Raw genomic sequence first — 15,753 nt, forward strand, 5'->3', positions numbered from 1 at the left:
TTTCTACTACCCGATTCGCCAGCCGTCCGCGCCCGCCATCCGGTTTCCGGGTTTCCCCGGTTTCTTTACTGCGCCGGGCGGCGGGCAGCATGTTTCCACCGCAGATTCACCCGCAGGTTTCCAGACCACTCAACGATGAGCATTCCACTGACCGAAGTATTCGCCGAAGGCAATCCCTATCTGCATGAACTGGGCGTAGACGTCGTGAGCTACGGCGACAGCCAGGCCGTCATGTCGCTGTTGCTGAAGCCTGAATTCATGAACAGCTGGCAAGTGGCGCAGGGCGGCATTTCCATGACGCTGCTGGATGTGGCGATGGGCCTGTCGGCACGCGCCGGGGTGCCGGACGCCAAATCCTCGGCCACCGTGGACATGAGCACCAGCTTTTTGCAGCCGGCCGGCAAGGCGGGCGAAACCATCGTCGCCAAGGGCCGTACCTACCATCGCTCCACCACCTTGTGCTTCTGCGAAGCCGAGCTGTGGAACAAGGACAAGCTGGTGGCCAAGGCGACCGGCACGTTCAAACTGATCAAGCGCATCGATCTGGCCAAGAAACTCAATCATGAGTGACTTGCCGGTACGGATATGCGCTGGCATGAGCGTGCAGTCCCAGCTCAAAAGCGAGATAAAAGAAAGGTAAAAAGCGGACTATGAAAATTGTCGTCGATCAATGGGAAGTGCTGCGTGCTCATGCGCAACCGATTCGTTTCGAAGTCTTTGTGGATGAGCAAAAGGTACCGGCCGAGATTGAGCTGGATGAGATGGATGCCGTCTGCGTTCACGCCGTGGCCTATGCCGAAGACGGTGCGCCGCTGGCCACCGGGCGTCTGCTGCCGGACGGCCATATCGGCCGCATGGCGGTGCGCAAACCGGGACGCGGCAAGGGCGTCGGCGGTGCGGTGTTGCAAGCCCTGATGCAGGCGGCGCGCGCGCGCGGCGACCGCGAAGTGGTGCTCAATGCACAGAGCCATGCCGAGAAGTTCTATCTGGCGCATGGCTTTGCGCGCGAAGGCGAGGAGTTCATGGAAGCGGGCATTGCGCATGTGACGATGCGAGCGCGACTGGGTTGAAACCGGCTGGACTGGGTACAGGCAGGTAAACAGAAAAAAGGCAGAAGTGATCTTCTGCCTTTTTCTTTTGCTGCGGCGATTAAGCTCAGCCTTGCTGCGGCCTGCGGCCGGGCCTGGTTCAGGCGCGCAGCACGAATTTCCTTTCACCGTTCATGCCCAGCGCATCCTCAGGGCCGATCCGGAAGAACCTCAGTTGCGCTTTCAGTTCTTCGGCCTGAGACGCGACCAGATCGGCGGTCGTCGCCAGTTCTTCCGATGCAGCGGCATTGCGCTGGGTGGTCAGATTCAGTTGCGTCATGGCCGCACCGATTTCCTGTACACCCTCGGCCTGCATGGTGGAGGCCTGCGTGATCTGATTGATCTGCAGCGAGGCTTCGCGGATCTTGTGCACGGTGCGGCTCATCAGCAGCGTATTGGTTTCTTCCGCCAGCGTCACGCTCTCGTCGGCGATGATGCTGATTTCATGGGCGCTGCTCTGCGCCCGTTCCGCCAGCTTTCTGACTTCTGCGGCCACGACGGCAAAGCCGCGTCCCTGATCGCCGGCGCGCGCAGCCTCGATCGCCGCATTCAGCGCCAGCAGATTGGTCTGGTAGGCGATGTCGTCGATCACCGTGATCTGGCGCGCGATGCCGCGCATTGCGGCGACCGTGGATTCCATCGCCGAGCCGCTCTGGCCGGCATCGTCGGCCGCGTCCAGCGCAATCGCGTCGGTGCGACGTGCATGTTCATTGGTCTGCTGAATCGTGTGGCTCATGCTGACGATGGCGACATTGGCTTCTTCCACGGCGGCGGCCTGTTCGCTGGAAGCTTGCGCCAACGCTTGCGCGGTAGAGCTCAGCTGCAGCGAGGCGCCGCTCATGTAGTGTGCGCTGATCGACAACTGCTGCGTGATGTCGGCCAGCCGGCGGCGCATGCCGTGCATGGCGAACAGCAGGCTGGACTGGTCGTTGCGGCGCAGCTTGACGTCGACATCCAGATTGCCGTCGGCGATCTGCCGCACGATGTGCGCGGCGTAGCGCGGTTCGCCGCCAAGTTCGCGCCGCAGGCCGGCGATGATCCAGACCGCCAGGGCGATGCCCAGCCCCAGACCGGCGATGGTGAGTTGCAGATTGCGATGATAGGCCTGCTGATATTGCGCCACGGCGTCGTCATAACTGGCCTTGGTGCCGCGCTCCTGCGACAGCCCGAGGCCGGCCAACTGGCTGGACAGCGTCACCAGCAAGGGCGTGGTTTGCGGCCACAGGGCATTGGCTTCGGCCACGTGTTCTTCTTTCAGCGCACTGATCACCGCTGCGCGGCGCGTTTCATACTCGGCCAGACTGGCGGAGAAATCATGCGCCAGCGCTTTTTCTTCATCTGTCAGCGGGCTCGCCAGAAAGGCCAGCCAGTTGTGACGCAGGGTGGAATCGATGTCGGTAAGCTGGCCGAGCAGGGGATTTTGCCGGCGCGCCTGATTTGGCGGATCGTCCGGTTGTTGCTCCGTCGGCAGATTGGCTTGCATCAGTACCCGCCCCATGATGTCGCGATTGCGATAGACCGCATCGCGCACCTTGGAAATGAGGATCAGGCTGACCGTGCGATCCTCATAGACACTTTTCAGGCGATCGTTGCTGGAGGCCATGCCGCGCATGCCGAGGATGGCCACCATGGCAACCAGCGCGCACAATACAGCGACCAGAATGCCCAGTCTGACCGTGACCGGCAATTTGTTATGCACTATTCGATCCTTCCCTGAATCATTAAGTTATTGCTTTACGTAACTATAGCGAAACTACTGCAATTGCGGCGTGCCGGCAGGGCAGGAAATTGCAGTTTTTTGCTGCAGTGCACAGTTCGAGGCTGTGGCAGGCAGCTGTGGTTTCCCACAATACCAAGGCGCTGCACTCTGATTCATACTTGCGCCCGCGCCGGGAGGGGGAGTATTTCCGGCAGACCGACCGATACGGACACACAGCCGACGGCGGCAAGGAGTTTGCCGGTAGGCGCCTGACAGCGCATGACCGCCAAGGCAAGCAAAAAAATTGATGTCTATGGAGAAACAAATGGCAAAGCAGCCTTTGTACAAATCGCTTTATTTTCAGGTGCTGGTGGCTATCGTCATCGGCGTATCGCTGGGCCATTTCTATCCGTCGACCGGGGAGGCCATGAAGCCGCTGGGCGATGGTTTCGTGAAACTGATCAAGATGATCATCGCGCCGGTGATCTTTTGCACCGTGGTGACCGGTATCGCCGGCATGGAAGACATGAAGAAAGTCGGCAAGACCGGCGGTCTGGCGCTGCTGTACTTTGAAGTGGTCAGTACGCTGGCGCTGGTGGTCGGCCTGGTGCTGGTCAACGTCCTGCAGCCGGGCGTGGGCATGAACATCGATGCTTCGACGCTGGACACCAAGAGCATCGCCTCCTACACCACACCGGGCAAACTGGGCAGCACGACAGAGTTCCTGATGAATGTGATCCCGACCAGCATGTTCGATGCGTTCGCCAAGGGCGACGTCTTGCAGGTGCTGTTGATCTCGGTGCTGTTCGGCTTCGCGCTGCACAAGTTCGGCGGCCGCGGCACGCTGGTGTTCGACTTCATCGAAAAGATCTCGCACGTGCTGTTCTCGGTCGTGGGCACCATCATGAAGGTGGCGCCTATCGGTGCATTCGGCGCGATGGCGTTCACTATCGGTAAATACGGCGTCGGCTCGCTGCTGTCGCTGGGCAAGCTGATGGGCACGTTCTACCTGACCTGCCTGTTGTTCATCTTCGTGGTGCTGGGCTTGATCGCTCGCTTCCACGGCTTCAGCATCTGGAAGTTCATCAAGTACATCAAGGAAGAGCTGCTGATCGTGCTGGGTACGTCCTCGTCGGAATCGGTGTTGCCGCGCATGCTGGCCAAAATGGAAAACCTGGGCGCCAAGAAGACCGTGGTCGGCCTGGTCATCCCTACCGGTTATTCCTTCAACCTGGATGGCACGGCGATCTACCTGACCATGGCTGCGGTGTTCATCGCCCAGGCCACCAACACCCCCATGAGTCTGACGCAGGAGCTGACCTTGCTGGCGGTGCTGCTGCTGACCTCCAAGGGCGCTGCGGGCATCACCGGCAGCGGCTTCATCGTGCTGGCGGCCACGCTGTCGGCGGTGGGGCACGTGCCGGTCGCCGGTCTGGCGCTGATTCTGGGCATCGACCGTTTCATGTCCGAAGCGCGCGCGCTGACCAACACCATCGGCAACGGCGTGGCCACCATCGTGGTTGCCAAATGGAGCAATGAGCTGGACGAGAAGCGTCTGCACGCAAAACTCAATAATGAAACGATAGAAGAAGCGGATCAGCCGGAGCAAGTGCTCGACCGTACCGAAAGCAAGATACATCGCTGATGCCCTTGCCTGCCGACGCTGATGTTGGCAGGCCGGCATGTAAATGGAAAGCGGCCCTCAGGGCCGCTTTTTTTGTGCCGCGATATCCGGACTTGTTTGCGTGCAGAAGCAATTAAGGCTTGCATGCGTTTGCTGATCCGGCGACCTCGCATTGTGGATTGTGCTTATTTTCCTGGCGGTGCGAGTGCCGGCGTCTGAGCAGGCATTAGGATATTGCGATACAGCATTGAACTGAACAGGCTGCAGTGGTTTCAGGACATCCGGCATTGGCCCACGCTTTTGCCAGAGGGGGCATCTTGGTGCAACAGGGCAGGAGCGAACTGTCCAGCGGCACCGAAGCCTCTTGCTGCTGTGCTGAAGCGGATCTGGAGCACAGAGAGCATGGCCGGCGACGGCCAAAGATAAGCCGATTCAGGCTCGCCAAATTTTGGGCAAAAAAAAGCCCGCAGCCTTGCGGCGCGGGCTTGAATCCAATTCTTTTAGAGGAAATTGGAGGAGACAGGTGCAACTTTACTGCTCTGCATCAAATGCCGCCAATTTATCTTTCAAATATCAGATATCACCAATTCGTATTTCTTCTTCTCTCGGTTCGCATTTTCGTGATTAATTGCTCAGATTAAATCTGATTCAGCCTTGCACCTTGGGCTTGCAGGGCAATTTGCACTTGGCGTCGGTCATGGGTGCCGCATCGTACTGCACCGCTGTCGGATCGACCACATGCTCGCTCAAGACCGGTTCGCCGCTGATGGGTATGCGCAACACGGTGGAGCAGCGCGTGCCGTAATCGGGCGAGCTGATGAAAATCGGTGACAGCATGCGTTCCTTTTCGAGGCCGACGCCGGTCTCCGGCAGGCGGCAATCGTTGGCGCGCGTGGTGTCGTTCAGCATCTCGAAAAATGTTTCTTCAGGTGCGCCCTGGCACAGCAGGCTGGCAAACTGCGCCTTGGCGCGCGTGACCTTGGGCCACGGTGTGTCCAGCAGCGCATTGGAGAGGCCGTAGACACCGTAGTCCAGCGGTTTGCCGTTGCGGGCATCATCGCCGCCACGGTTGGAGTACCACAGCAGGGTTTCGCGATTGCCGACCAGCAGGTTGAAGCCGTTGAAACGGTCGCTGTGCGGCGCGATGGCGGCGATGTAATCGGCCGGGCTCATGTCGCCCGCCAGATAATCGGCGACCAGGCTGCCGCGCGTCGGCGCGTCCATGCGCCGGTCCGAAGGCGAGCGCACATTGGTGAGGGCGGCGAAACGGCCGTCGCGGGTCACGCCCAGCCAGGTGCCGCCACCTTGCAAGTCACGTCCGGCAAAGATCTTCGGATAGTCGTTCCACCAGCCTGCATTGGCTGCCGGGCGAGCATAGAACTCGTCGCGATTGGCGGCCACGATCAGCGGCATGCCGGGAATCACTTTCCACGCGAAGATAATCAGGCACATGAAGCTACATCCATAAAACGTTCGACATGGCGTTGTCCATCAATCAATGCGGGCAGGCCGGCAGCCTGACTCGCTTCGACCAATTCAGCTTCGAACCCTTGCGGTGCCGCCATATACACTTCCATCCAGGTCTGCATGCCATCCACTTCTTCAGGACGGCGCTTGAGGGCGGTTTGTATGCCATGGCGCGCGCGCAGCACGGCCTGCATGTTTTCCACCTTGTCCTGCAACGCAGCAATTCGCGTGCCTGCTACCTTGTAGTAGATATACAAATCCATGGTCTCCTGCGCGCCGGCTTTTGCCGGCTGTGTAATTAGCGTCATTTATTGCGGATCGGCCAGCACATAAGGCAGATCATGGAACTGCAACTGCGGGCCGCCGGCCGAGCCAAAGTGAATGCTGCCGCTTTCCGGTGCAGCCACCTTGATTTCGACCAGCGCCAGCGCACGGCCGCCGCCGGAGGCGCCGGCATTGACCACCATGCCGCAAGGCTGATCGGGATCGGCACTGGAAAAAATTTCGCCGCCGGCGCGCACGTCGACCTCGCTATTATCGAGCGAGGCCAGCATGGTGCGACGCTTGAGTTTGCCCAGATACTGGCTGCGCGCGACGATTTCCTGGCCGGGGTAGCAACCCTTCTTGAAGTTGACGCCGCCGATCAGCTCGTAGTTGATCATTTGTGGCACGAACTGCTCTTGCGTGGCTGTCGTGATTTGCGGCACGCCTGCACGAATTTCGCTCAGGCGCCATGCTTGCGGGCTGACAGCGGCCAGATGCTGCGCCAGTTTGGGCCAGGCGCCGATCAGGGTTTCCGGCGTGGCGATCCATTGAAAACGCGCGCCGTTCTGTGCATCGGCGACGCGGATCAGCGTGCCGTTGGTGTTTTCGATACGGCTGTATGGACTTGCCGGCAATACCGGAAACCACTCGGCCAGCGCATTCAGCGCAGCCGGGCCGGCCAGACCGATGACAGCGTAATTGTCACTCTGGTCACTGAGTTTGGCCTTGGCGCGCATCACAAACATTTGCAGGCGCTTTTGAATGGCCGGCTGCAGCGCGCGCGGTAATTGCAGGAAGACCTGTTGGGCATCGCGCCACATCAGAAAAGTCGCCAGCAGACGGCCTTTGGGCGAGCAATAACCGGCCAGACGCGCTTCTTCAGTGTTCAGATGCGTGACGTCATTGGTCAACTGGCTGTGCAGGAAGCTGGCGGCGTCATCGCCGGCCGCGCCGATCAGACCGAGGTCGGTCAGCGGCGCGAAGAAGCTTTCCTGTTCTTCGGCCTTGGGAGCAAGCGCGCCAAAATCTTGCAGCTCCAGCGGGTCGGCGGCGGCGAATTGCGCACCTTGCTGTTTCAGAAACTCGATCCAGGCGGATGTCGATACGGTGGGTTCAGTCATAAATCCTTGTACTGTCAAAAGTCGTGAAGACTTGGTTCAGGCCCGTTTTCAGGCTGAAAATCTCAAGCCGGCGGCATAAATTAGGCCAAGCTCGGCATCAGCGATTATCATTGATGCCTCGATTATAGTGATGTCGCACAAAACGCGTCTGACGCACAGGGATTTCGTATTTGGTATGAAGAAGTTATTTACGCTGTTTATTCTGCTGGCCGCCCTGGTGGCGGTCGGCTCCGCTTACTGGGCGCGCCAGCCCATTCTTCCCGCAGATGCCAAAGCGGTGGATTTCACCATCAACCCGGGCAGCGGGGTGAATGGCTCGGCCCAGCAGATCGCCGATGCCGGCGTGCCGATCAATCCCGATTTATTTGCCTTGTTGGCAAGACTGAGCGGCAAGGGCGCCAAGATCAAGGCGGGTAGTTATGAGCTCAAGCCGGGCGCCACGCCCATGCGTTTGCTGGAGCAACTGGTGCGCGGCGAATTCGCGCAGGAGTCGCTGACCGTGATCGAAGGCTGGACCTTCAAACAGATGCGCAAGGCGATTGCCGAGCATCCCGGCCTGAAGCACGACACCATCACCTGGAGCGACGAACAATTGCTGGCCAGGGTCACCGATCAATACAAGCAGCCGGAAGGCCTGTTCTTTCCCGACACCTATCTGTTCGCGAAGGGATCGAGCGATCTGCAGATCTACAAACAGGCTTTCGCGCTGATGAACAAACGCCTCAACGAGGCCTGGAGTCAACGCAATCTGTCGCTGCCTTACCATACGCCTTACGATGCATTGACCATGGCCTCGATCGTGGAGAAGGAAACCGGCAGAAAATCCGAGCGCGGCATGGTGGCAGGCGTGTTCACCAATCGCTTGAAGGTCGGCATGTTGCTGCAGACCGACCCCACCGTGATTTACGGCATGGGCGAGCGCTATCAGGGCAATATCCGCAAGAGCGATCTGCTGACCGACACGCCCTACAACACCTACACCCGCAAGGGCATGCCGCCGACGCCGATTTCGCTGCCCGGGGCTGCCTCGCTGGCGGCGGCCATGAACCCGGACAAGACCGAGGCCTTATACTTCGTGGCGCGTGGCGATGGCACTAGCCATTTTTCCAGTAATCTGTCCGAGCACAATCAGGCCGTGAATCGCTATCAGCGCTGAGCGTCATCAGCAAATCGACAACAACATCGCATCTTCACACGATCACAGAATTCGGCGACTTCATTCATGGCATCAGGCAAATTCATCACATTCGAAGGCATAGACGGCGCCGGCAAGTCGACCCACATCCCCTTTGTCGCCGAGCAGTTGCGGGCGGCCGGTCGCAGCATTGTCACCACGCGTGAGCCGGGCGGCACCGAGTTGGGCGAGGCGCTGCGCAATCTGTTGCTGCACCAGAAAATGCATCTGGAAACCGAAGCCATGCTGATGTTCGCCTCGCGGCGCGAACATCTGGCACAAGTGATCGAGCCGGCTTTGGCGCGCGGCGACTGGGTGATCTCCGATCGCTTTACCGATGCCAGCTTCGCCTATCAGGGCGGCGGCCGGCATCTGTCTCTGGACAAACTGAATCGGCTGGAGCAATGGGTGCACCCGCATATGCAACCGGATCTGACGCTGCTGTTCGACGTACCGCTGGAAGTCGCGCGCGCGCGTCTGGACGCTGAGCGCACGCCGGACAAGTTCGAGCGCGAGAAGGCCGATTTCTTTGCCGACACACGGGCCGAGTATCTGCGCCGTGCGGCTGAATTTCCGGAGCGTTTTCGCGTGATCGACTCGACGCGCAGCATTGCCGAGATTCAGTTGGAACTGAAGGATTTGCTGGCGGTTTTGTAGCTTTGTAGCCTTGATGCCGTGCGCGTTGCTGGCTGGTTTGCCGCAGCGCCAGACCGAATCGCCGCCCACTGAATATATTTCCAGAACACTTTCCGAACGGATTCATGAGTTCAACACTTTTCCCCTGGCAGAACGACAGCTGGCAGCAACTGCAGCAGTTGCGCGAGCGTTTGCCGCATGCCTTGCTGTTTTATGGCGCCGAAGGCACCGGCAAGACCGCCTTCGTCGAAGCCTTCGCGCAGTCGCTGCTGTGCGAGCAGCCGACTGCCGAACAGCATGCCTGCGGCGCCTGCCCCTCGTGCAACTGGTTTTCGCAATACAACCATCCCGACTATCGTCGCGTGCGCCCCGAGATTCTGGACGGCGATGATGCCGTCGAGGACGAGTCCGGCGAAGAAAAGAAGGGCGCCAAGAGCACGCGCGCGCCCTCCAAGGAAATCAAGATCGACCAGATTCGCGCCCTGGCCGATTTCATGAATGTCTCGACCCACCGTTCAGGCTTGCGCGTGGTGATGCTGTATCCGGCCGAAGCGCTCAACACGGCCTCGGCCAATGCCTTGCTCAAGACCCTGGAGGAACCGCCGCCGGGCACCATGTTCCTGCTGCTGTCGAATCGTTTGGATCGGCTGCTGCCGACCATTCTTTCGCGCTGTCGCAAGTTCGCCTTGCCCATGCCCTCGCATGAAGCCGGACTGGCCTGGCTGCAGCAGCAGGGCGTGAAGGACGCCGACGCCTGGCTGGCCGAGCAGGGCGGCGCACCGCTGGCCGCACTGGAAGCGGCACAGGGCGACAGCCGCGAAGTGCTGGATGAACTGCTGCGCCATCTGGCGCAGCCGGGCATCGATGGCGCGCTCAAGACGGCGGAGCGTCTGCAGAAGATTCCGGTGGCCGATCTGGTCGGCTGGATGCAGCGCTGGCTCTACGACTTGTTCGCGCTGAAATCGGCGGGGCAGATTCGCTATTACCCGCGCTACAAGAAAGAGTTAGGCAATCTGGCTGCGCGCGTCGATGTGCTCAGGATTTCGGCGGCCATGAAGACCATGAACGACCGTCGCGCCATCGCAGATCATCCACTTTCCGCTCGTTTGTTTATCGAGGAAATGCTTCTGGATTACAGCAGCCTGTTTGCCTGAGACGGCGGGCAGCTAGAATGCGCGGCCCGGTCCAGAGTGTGGCGGCAAGCGCAAGGCATGACGCCGGCGCGTCTGTTCAGATACAGGGTGCCGGATTGTTTGAAACTATCGATTATTTTTCATGAGCCAACAGCAAATCTACACGCACCGTGCGGCCCGTCAGGAAGACCTGGCCGCTATCGTCGACATCTACAACAGCACCATTCCATCGCGCCAGGTCACGGCGGATACCGAGGCGGTTCCGGTCGAATCGCGTCAGGCCTGGTTCGACGAACATCAGCCGGATCGACGTCCATTGTGGGTCGCCGAGCGCGACGCTGAAATCCTCGGCTGGCTATCCTTCTCCAATTTCTACGGCCGCCCGGCCTATGCCGGCACCGCAGAACTGTCGATCTATCTGCACGAAAACGCACGCGGCAAAGGCCTGGGACGTTACTTCCTGGAGCAAGCCATCGCGCACGCGCCGGCCATCAAGGTGCACACCTTGCTGGGCTTCGTTTTCGGCCATAACGAACCCAGCCTGAAACTGTTTGAAGCCTTCGCCTTCGAACGCTGGGCCGACATGCCGCGTGTCGCAACGCTGGATGGCGTGGAGCGTGATCTGGTAATTCTAGGGAAGCGCGTGGCTTGAGTAGCCGCTGCAGAATGTGAAAAAGGGAAGCCGCCTGGCTTCCCTTTTTTTGTGGTGTGACGACTTTAGAAGTCGACTGCTGCGGAAATGGTGAAGGTGCGGGGATTGCCCATCACCAAGTAGCTGCTGGTAGCAGATGCCCAATAGTTCTTGTTGAACAGGTTGTCTACGCGACCGCGGATAGTAACCAGTTGCGAACCGATACTCGTCATGTAGCGTACGCCTGCGTCATAGCGGGTCCACGAAGAAACCTCAAGAGTGTTGGTCGCATTTGCATATTGAGGTGCAGTGTATACCGCACGCGCATTGAGGCTTAAACCTTGCACACCCGGCACATCCCACTCAGCACCGAGGTTGGCTTGAGTCTTTGGTACACCGATGGCGTATTTTCCGTTGTTGGCGCCGCCCGTTATTTGCTTTGCTTCGAGCAAAGTGATTCCGCCTAGTAGCTTGATGCCACGAGCCGGAGTGCCGAAGACCGACAGTTCTGCGCCACGATTGCGTTGCTCGCCGTCCAGACTGAACACGTTATTAACCGTGACGGAGTTGGGCTGATTGATCGAGAAGAGGGCCAGGCTGCCGCCGATCTTGCCCCCGTCATACTTCATGCCAACTTCTTTTTGCTTGGACTTGTAAGGAGCAAAGATCTGGCCGGCATTGGAGGCGGTGGCGGGTGCTGATGGGCCTTTTTGCAGACCTTCTACATAGTTCCCATAAACCGAAAGGCTCTTGCTCAGTTTGTAGAGCAAGCCCGCCATAGGGGTGACTGCACTTTCGTTGTAATAAGCGTTTTGCCTTGAAGTGTAATAGGCATAGGTAACGTCCTTCACGTTTTGATGGCGTGCACCTAATGTCACTTGTAGTTTGTCGTCCATGAAAGACATGGTGTCGGCCACAGCAAAGCTGGTCAATTCCTCGTATTCAGTTGTACGTGGATTTGCCATGTCGCCACCACTGGTTATTGCCGTGACGGTAGCGGGCTGTACGAGTGTGATCGGGTTGTAAATATTGGTGCGCAATGCGCCAACGGTGCTCCATGCAAAGGAGTTTTTCTTATCCAAAGTGAAGATGGATGCGGTCGCGCTTAGCTCGTGCTTGATGCCTGCTATTGAAAATTTCCCTCGGATGCCAGCTTCGCCGGTCCTGATGAAGTCAACACGAGTGTTGTCGGCGCGGTAGCTGCTTGCGGTGCCATCGGCAGCCAGCACGGTAGTTGGCGACAGGCTGTTGTTTTCTATGCCCATGCGGCTGCCATAGGCCAGCCAGGCGGTTACGTCTTGGGAAAGATCTACTTCAGCGCGGGCCGTGCCAAAGAAATCGCGCTCATTGGAGTAGGACCAGGGCTGAGCCGTATTGGTGGAGTTGTCAGGCACTGCAGGAATCAATGTGCCGACGGTGAAACTGGGCCGTGCCTGATTCAGTTTTTGCTCCTGATAGCCTACGTCGGCTGACAGTCTGAAGTTGTTGCCACGATAGTCGAGTCCAACCGACATCAGGCCGAGGTCGCGATTCTCGTTATCAACGGCTGTCCCACCTTCGCGACGGGCAGCATTTACCCGGATGCCGAAGCGCTCATCGGGGCCGAAACGGCGACCGATATCTGCGGCGTAGTAGCCTTGACCGCCGGTTTCCCAACCTACAGTCGCTTGTGAAATAGGTTCGCTGGTCGCGCGCTTGGGCAGCAGATTAATTGTGCCGCCAATCCCGGTGCTCCCCGGCGTCATGCCATTCAGAAAAGCACTGGCGCCGCGCAGGACTTCGACCCGCTCAAGCAGTTCGGTCGCAACGTATTGGCGCGGCAGCAGACCGTACAGGCCGTTGTAGGCCAGATCGTCCGAATTCAGCGCAAATCCGCGGATGACGTACAGCTCCTGAAAATTGCCGAAGCCACGCGAAATACGCACCGAAGGATCGTTCTGCAAGACGTCAGCCACGCTGCGCGCTTGCTGATCCTTGATCAGTTCTTGCGTATAGCTGGTGGTGTTGAACGGTGTGTCGAGATAATCCTTGTTGCCCATGAAACCTACTCGCCCGCCACGCGCCACCTGTCCACCCGAGTACGGCGCCGGCAAGCCGTCAGCCGACGCATCGGCCGATGCATTGACGGTCACGGTCGGCAGGGCTTGTTCTTTCTTTTCGGTGTCGGCGGATGTGCTGGTGGTCTGTGCTGCTGCGGGGAGTGCGAGGAAGGCGACGGTCAGGGCTGCTGCGATTGGAGTAAGGCGAAGTTGCATGAATGGCTTTCTGATTTACGATGTTGCGGGCGTTACGCTAGATGATTTCTAATGGGTAAATACAAGTGACACTGCCTGCGCGTGACGTGCGGGACTGCCGGGATCGCAAATTATATTTGAGAATAATTATTGTTAGCGTTCCTATTTACTTGTTTCGCAATATCATCTCGTTAAGGCTTTGTATCTGTCGTAAAAACGCAAATAATCAGATGAAATTGCCCGCCATTAACGACTTGCCAATAGGATTTACTTTGCCTATTTGTCGCGGTCTTGCGCGATTTTTGAAGATGTCCGACAGCGTGCCGCTGAGTTTTCAGCGGCGAGACCATGCGATGAGCATGGGTCGAAATAAACAGAGGAAGAAAGATGAGCACTGACAAGGAATTGAGCCGGCTATGGGGCATGCCTGTCCTGCTGGGCATGCTGACCGCCTTTGGCTTGCTGGCTGCCTTGCTGGGAACCGGCATCTGGCAGTGGCTGGCGTGGCCGGCAATCGCCGCGCCGATTGCAGTCATCGTCCGGCATGTGTTCCGGCCGCGCGCGGGAGCGGCTTCCCGCAAGGCCGGCGCGTCTTGAACGGCTGATGTCTGTGCGCGTGCGCTGATCATCCTCGGCGTCGGCCTGCATGCCTGAAGGCTATAATCGCGCGATGTCATCGTCGCCTCCTCAAGCCGTCTCCAAGTCATTGCGTCCCTCGTCGCAACATCATTTATTGCTGCGCTTGTTCTGGATGCGCTGCGCCGCCGTGCTGGGGCAATTGCTGGTGATCTCCGGCGCGCGCATCTGGATGCATATCGATTTGCCGCTGCCAACCCTGGCCGGCATCGTGCTGTTGCAAGTGCTGGTCAACGGCGCGACCTGGTGGCGCGCGCAGTTGAGCATGCCGGTACGCGAGCCCGAGCTCTTTGCGCAGTTGCTGATCGACCTCGGCCTGCTGTCGGCCTTGCTGTATTTTTCCGGGGGCGCCACCAATCCCTTCGTTTCGTTTTATCTGCCGGCGTTGGCGGTGGCCGCAGCCAGTCTTTCATGGCGCTACGCCTCGGCGCTCACAGTCTGCGCCTTGCTGGCATATTCGGCGCTGGTCTACGTGTACGAGCCTTTGCATATCCACGACGAAATGCAAGCCATGGCTTATCACCTGGTCGGCATGTGGGTCAATTTCGCCGTTTCGGCCTTGCTGATCACCTGGTTTGTGACACGCATCGCCGCCACGCTGCGCGATCGCGATCAGCGACTGGCGCAGGCACGTGAACAGCATCTGCAGAACCAGCGCATCGTCGCGCTCGGCACCCAGGCTGCCAGTGCCGCGCATGAATTGAACACACCGCTGGCGACGGTGGCCGTCATTGCCGGCGAATTAAGGCGCGATGCGCGCAACAATCCGGCGCTGGCGGCTTACGCGGAAGATCTGCGCCTGATCGAAGAGCAGATCGCCATCTGCAAACGCGCTCTGGATGGCATGGGCGCGAACAAGTCCGATAGCAGCGGTCTGACGGCGCGGATCTGGTTCCGGCAATTTGCCGATGGCTGGCGTTTGCGTCATCCCTCCGTGCAGATCGATGTCGACCTGGGTGTGGTGCTCAGCCGCGGCCCGGGCGCGGATCTGGTTCTTGAGCATGATCAGGAGCTGGCGCAGATACTGGTGACCTTGCTTGACAATGCCGCACAGGCGCTGCAGCGGCGCGGCAGTGGCGCACTCAGGCTAAGCCTGGATATTGATATCGATAAACGCAGCGAGACGCACAGGCGGCTGAAGGTGGACGGCGCCATTCTAAGGATGCAGGTGAGCGATGAAGGTGATGGTGTCGCCGCCGATCTCTTGGCGCAGTTGGGACAGGGGCCGGTGCAAGGCAAGTCGGGCGGCAAGGGCATAGGCCTGATGCTGGCGTTTTCCAGCGTGGCGCAATTCGGCGGAAAATTACTGCTGGATTCAAGCCCACAGCGCGGCACCCGTGCGCAGGTCTTGATCCCGTTGGCGGCGCTGACCGGCGCAGGTGCAAAGGCCGGCCATCTGAATGAGCCGACATTGGAAACGACTCAGACTTGACTGCAACAGCAATAAACGCAAGGACAAGCAATGGTCGAGATGGATGCACAAAAGCAAAGTGAGCCCGAGATGAATGCAAGCTTTTTGATTCTGGACGATAACGAGGTCTTTGCCGACACGCTGGCACGTTCGCTGACGCGGCGCGGTTTCCGTGCCACCGTCGCACGCAACGGCGAAGAGGCCATGGCGGCTGCGCGTCGCGATCATTTCGACTATGCGACCATCGATCTGCAATTGGAGCACGATTCGGGCTTGCAATGGATAACGCCGCTGCGCCAGGCCTTGCCGCGCGCACGTTTGCTGGTATTGACCGGTTACGCCAGCATCGCCACCACGGTGCAGGCAATCAAGGCCGGCGCCGATAATTATCTGGCCAAGCCGGCCAACATCGATTCGATCCTGTCGGCGCTGGAGCATGGCGCAGCGACCAAGGCCAGCGAGCCGCAAGATGTTGCCGCCGCAGTGCCGCTGTCGGTGGAGCGCCTGGAATGGGAGCACATCCAGCGCGTGCTGGCCGAGCATCAGGGCAATATTTCTTCCACCGCGCGCGCCTTGAACATGCACCGCCGTACCTTGCAGCGCAAGTTGCTGAAGCGGCCGGTAGCGAAGTAATT

At 59.2% G+C, this 15,753-nt stretch carries 15 protein-coding genes; 10 read left to right on the top strand and 5 right to left on the bottom strand.

The window, feature by feature from the left end:
* Nucleotides 1–135 precede the first annotated feature (135 nt).
* A complete protein-coding gene (locus PQR62_RS17050) occupies nucleotides 136–570 on the top strand; it encodes a PaaI family thioesterase (protein WP_408159185.1) in 435 nt (144 codons plus the stop codon).
* Between the two features lie 80 nt (nucleotides 571–650).
* On the top strand, nucleotides 651–1,070 hold the full coding sequence (locus PQR62_RS17055; RefSeq protein WP_408159186.1) for a GNAT family N-acetyltransferase: 420 nt from the start codon (nucleotides 651–653) through the stop codon (nucleotides 1,068–1,070).
* Nucleotides 1,071–1,188: 118 nt separating this feature from the next.
* On the opposite strand, the gene PQR62_RS17060 is transcribed toward PQR62_RS17055, so the two are convergent.
* Nucleotides 1,189–2,787, bottom strand: coding sequence for a methyl-accepting chemotaxis protein (locus PQR62_RS17060; RefSeq protein WP_408159187.1), 1,599 nt, complete (start codon nucleotides 2,785–2,787; stop codon nucleotides 1,189–1,191).
* Between the two features lie 325 nt (nucleotides 2,788–3,112).
* Between PQR62_RS17060 and PQR62_RS17065 the strand changes: the two genes are divergently transcribed.
* Nucleotides 3,113–4,432 carry a dicarboxylate/amino acid:cation symporter gene (locus tag PQR62_RS17065; RefSeq protein WP_408159188.1) on the top strand — a complete coding sequence of 440 codons (1,320 nt, stop codon included), beginning with the start codon at nucleotides 3,113–3,115 and terminating at the stop codon, nucleotides 4,430–4,432.
* A 627-nt stretch (nucleotides 4,433–5,059) separates the two neighbouring features.
* On the opposite strand, the gene PQR62_RS17070 is transcribed toward PQR62_RS17065, so the two are convergent.
* From PQR62_RS17070 to ygfZ, 3 genes are read right to left on the bottom strand one after another with little or no spacing between them, the layout of a single operon-like run.
* Nucleotides 5,060–5,863: an NRDE family protein gene (locus tag PQR62_RS17070; protein ID WP_408159189.1), complete on the bottom strand. Its 804-nt coding sequence runs from the start codon at nucleotides 5,861–5,863 to the stop codon at nucleotides 5,060–5,062.
* Nucleotides 5,854–6,141 (bottom strand): DUF4936 family protein, encoded by a 288-nt coding sequence (locus PQR62_RS17075; protein ID WP_408159190.1) that lies wholly within the window; start codon nucleotides 6,139–6,141, stop codon nucleotides 5,854–5,856. Before PQR62_RS17075 ends, PQR62_RS17070 begins: the two co-directional genes overlap by 10 nt.
* Before the next feature lie 45 nt (nucleotides 6,142–6,186).
* Entirely contained in the window at nucleotides 6,187–7,263 is a 1,077-nt protein-coding gene (ygfZ, locus tag PQR62_RS17080) for a CAF17-like 4Fe-4S cluster assembly/insertion protein YgfZ (RefSeq protein WP_408159191.1), read from the bottom strand.
* 175 nt (nucleotides 7,264–7,438) lie between these two features.
* On the opposite strand from ygfZ, the gene mltG reads away from it, so the two are divergent.
* The 4 genes from mltG to PQR62_RS17100 all read left to right on the top strand — a co-directional run bounded on the left by mltG (nucleotide 7,439) and on the right by PQR62_RS17100 (nucleotide 10,858).
* Entirely contained in the window at nucleotides 7,439–8,419 is a 981-nt protein-coding gene (gene mltG / locus PQR62_RS17085) for an endolytic transglycosylase MltG (RefSeq protein ID WP_408159192.1), read from the top strand.
* Between the two features lie 66 nt (nucleotides 8,420–8,485).
* The gene (tmk, locus tag PQR62_RS17090) at nucleotides 8,486–9,094 is read left to right on the top strand and encodes a dTMP kinase (protein ID WP_408159193.1); all 609 of its coding nucleotides are present in this window, start codon (nucleotides 8,486–8,488) and stop codon (nucleotides 9,092–9,094) included.
* 104 nt (nucleotides 9,095–9,198) lie between these two features.
* The gene (locus tag PQR62_RS17095) at nucleotides 9,199–10,227 is read left to right on the top strand and encodes a DNA polymerase III subunit delta' (RefSeq protein WP_408159194.1); all 1,029 of its coding nucleotides are present in this window, start codon (nucleotides 9,199–9,201) and stop codon (nucleotides 10,225–10,227) included.
* Nucleotides 10,228–10,348: 121 nt separating this feature from the next.
* Entirely contained in the window at nucleotides 10,349–10,858 is a 510-nt protein-coding gene (locus PQR62_RS17100; RefSeq protein WP_408159195.1) for a GNAT family N-acetyltransferase, read from the top strand.
* 65 nt (nucleotides 10,859–10,923) lie between these two features.
* Here PQR62_RS17100 and PQR62_RS17105 read toward each other — a convergent pair whose 3' ends face one another.
* On the bottom strand, nucleotides 10,924–13,092 hold the full coding sequence (locus PQR62_RS17105; RefSeq protein ID WP_408159196.1) for a TonB-dependent receptor: 2,169 nt from the start codon (nucleotides 13,090–13,092) through the stop codon (nucleotides 10,924–10,926).
* A gap of 366 nt (nucleotides 13,093–13,458) precedes the next feature.
* Here PQR62_RS17105 and PQR62_RS17110 point away from each other — a divergent pair, with 366 nt between their 5' ends.
* The 3 genes from PQR62_RS17110 (at nucleotide 13,459) to PQR62_RS17120 (ending at nucleotide 15,751) form a co-directional block, all read left to right on the top strand.
* The gene (locus tag PQR62_RS17110) at nucleotides 13,459–13,668 is read left to right on the top strand and encodes a hypothetical protein (protein WP_408159197.1); all 210 of its coding nucleotides are present in this window, start codon (nucleotides 13,459–13,461) and stop codon (nucleotides 13,666–13,668) included.
* A 49-nt stretch (nucleotides 13,669–13,717) separates the two neighbouring features.
* Nucleotides 13,718–15,139: an ATP-binding protein gene (locus PQR62_RS17115; protein WP_408159198.1), complete on the top strand. Its 1,422-nt coding sequence runs from the start codon at nucleotides 13,718–13,720 to the stop codon at nucleotides 15,137–15,139.
* A 69-nt stretch (nucleotides 15,140–15,208) separates the two neighbouring features.
* Nucleotides 15,209–15,751 carry a response regulator transcription factor gene (locus PQR62_RS17120; protein ID WP_408159199.1) on the top strand — a complete coding sequence of 181 codons (543 nt, stop codon included), beginning with the start codon at nucleotides 15,209–15,211 and terminating at the stop codon, nucleotides 15,749–15,751.
* Nucleotides 15,752–15,753: the final 2 nt, after the last annotated feature.

Origin of the sequence: Herbaspirillum lusitanum (genome assembly GCF_046025995.1) — a bacterium.
In the GTDB taxonomy this organism is placed as follows: Bacteria; Pseudomonadota; Gammaproteobacteria; order Burkholderiales; family Burkholderiaceae_D; genus Herbaspirillum; species Herbaspirillum lusitanum_A.

Bases quoted from the DNA above. Each gene is read 5' to 3' on its own strand.
- PQR62_RS17050 (WP_408159185.1), top strand. From the start codon at position 136: ATGAGCATTCCACTGACCGAAGTATTCGCCGAAGGCAATCCCTATCTG.
- PQR62_RS17055 (WP_408159186.1), top strand. From the start codon at position 651: ATGAAAATTGTCGTCGATCAATGGGAAGTGCTGCGTGCTCATGCGCAA.
- PQR62_RS17065 (WP_408159188.1), top strand. From the start codon at position 3,113: ATGGCAAAGCAGCCTTTGTACAAATCGCTTTATTTTCAGGTGCTGGTG.
- PQR62_RS17070 (WP_408159189.1), bottom strand. From the start codon at position 5,863: ATGTGCCTGATTATCTTCGCGTGGAAAGTGATTCCCGGCATGCCGCTG.
- PQR62_RS17075 (WP_408159190.1), bottom strand. From the start codon at position 6,141: ATGGATTTGTATATCTACTACAAGGTAGCAGGCACGCGAATTGCTGCG.
- ygfZ (WP_408159191.1), bottom strand. From the start codon at position 7,263: ATGACTGAACCCACCGTATCGACATCCGCCTGGATCGAGTTTCTGAAA.
- mltG (WP_408159192.1), top strand. From the start codon at position 7,439: ATGAAGAAGTTATTTACGCTGTTTATTCTGCTGGCCGCCCTGGTGGCG.
- tmk (WP_408159193.1), top strand. From the start codon at position 8,486: ATGGCATCAGGCAAATTCATCACATTCGAAGGCATAGACGGCGCCGGC.
- PQR62_RS17095 (WP_408159194.1), top strand. From the start codon at position 9,199: ATGAGTTCAACACTTTTCCCCTGGCAGAACGACAGCTGGCAGCAACTG.
- PQR62_RS17100 (WP_408159195.1), top strand. From the start codon at position 10,349: ATGAGCCAACAGCAAATCTACACGCACCGTGCGGCCCGTCAGGAAGAC.
- PQR62_RS17105 (WP_408159196.1), bottom strand. From the start codon at position 13,092: ATGCAACTTCGCCTTACTCCAATCGCAGCAGCCCTGACCGTCGCCTTC.
- PQR62_RS17110 (WP_408159197.1), top strand. From the start codon at position 13,459: ATGAGCACTGACAAGGAATTGAGCCGGCTATGGGGCATGCCTGTCCTG.
- PQR62_RS17115 (WP_408159198.1), top strand. From the start codon at position 13,718: ATGCCTGAAGGCTATAATCGCGCGATGTCATCGTCGCCTCCTCAAGCC.
- PQR62_RS17120 (WP_408159199.1), top strand. From the start codon at position 15,209: ATGAATGCAAGCTTTTTGATTCTGGACGATAACGAGGTCTTTGCCGAC.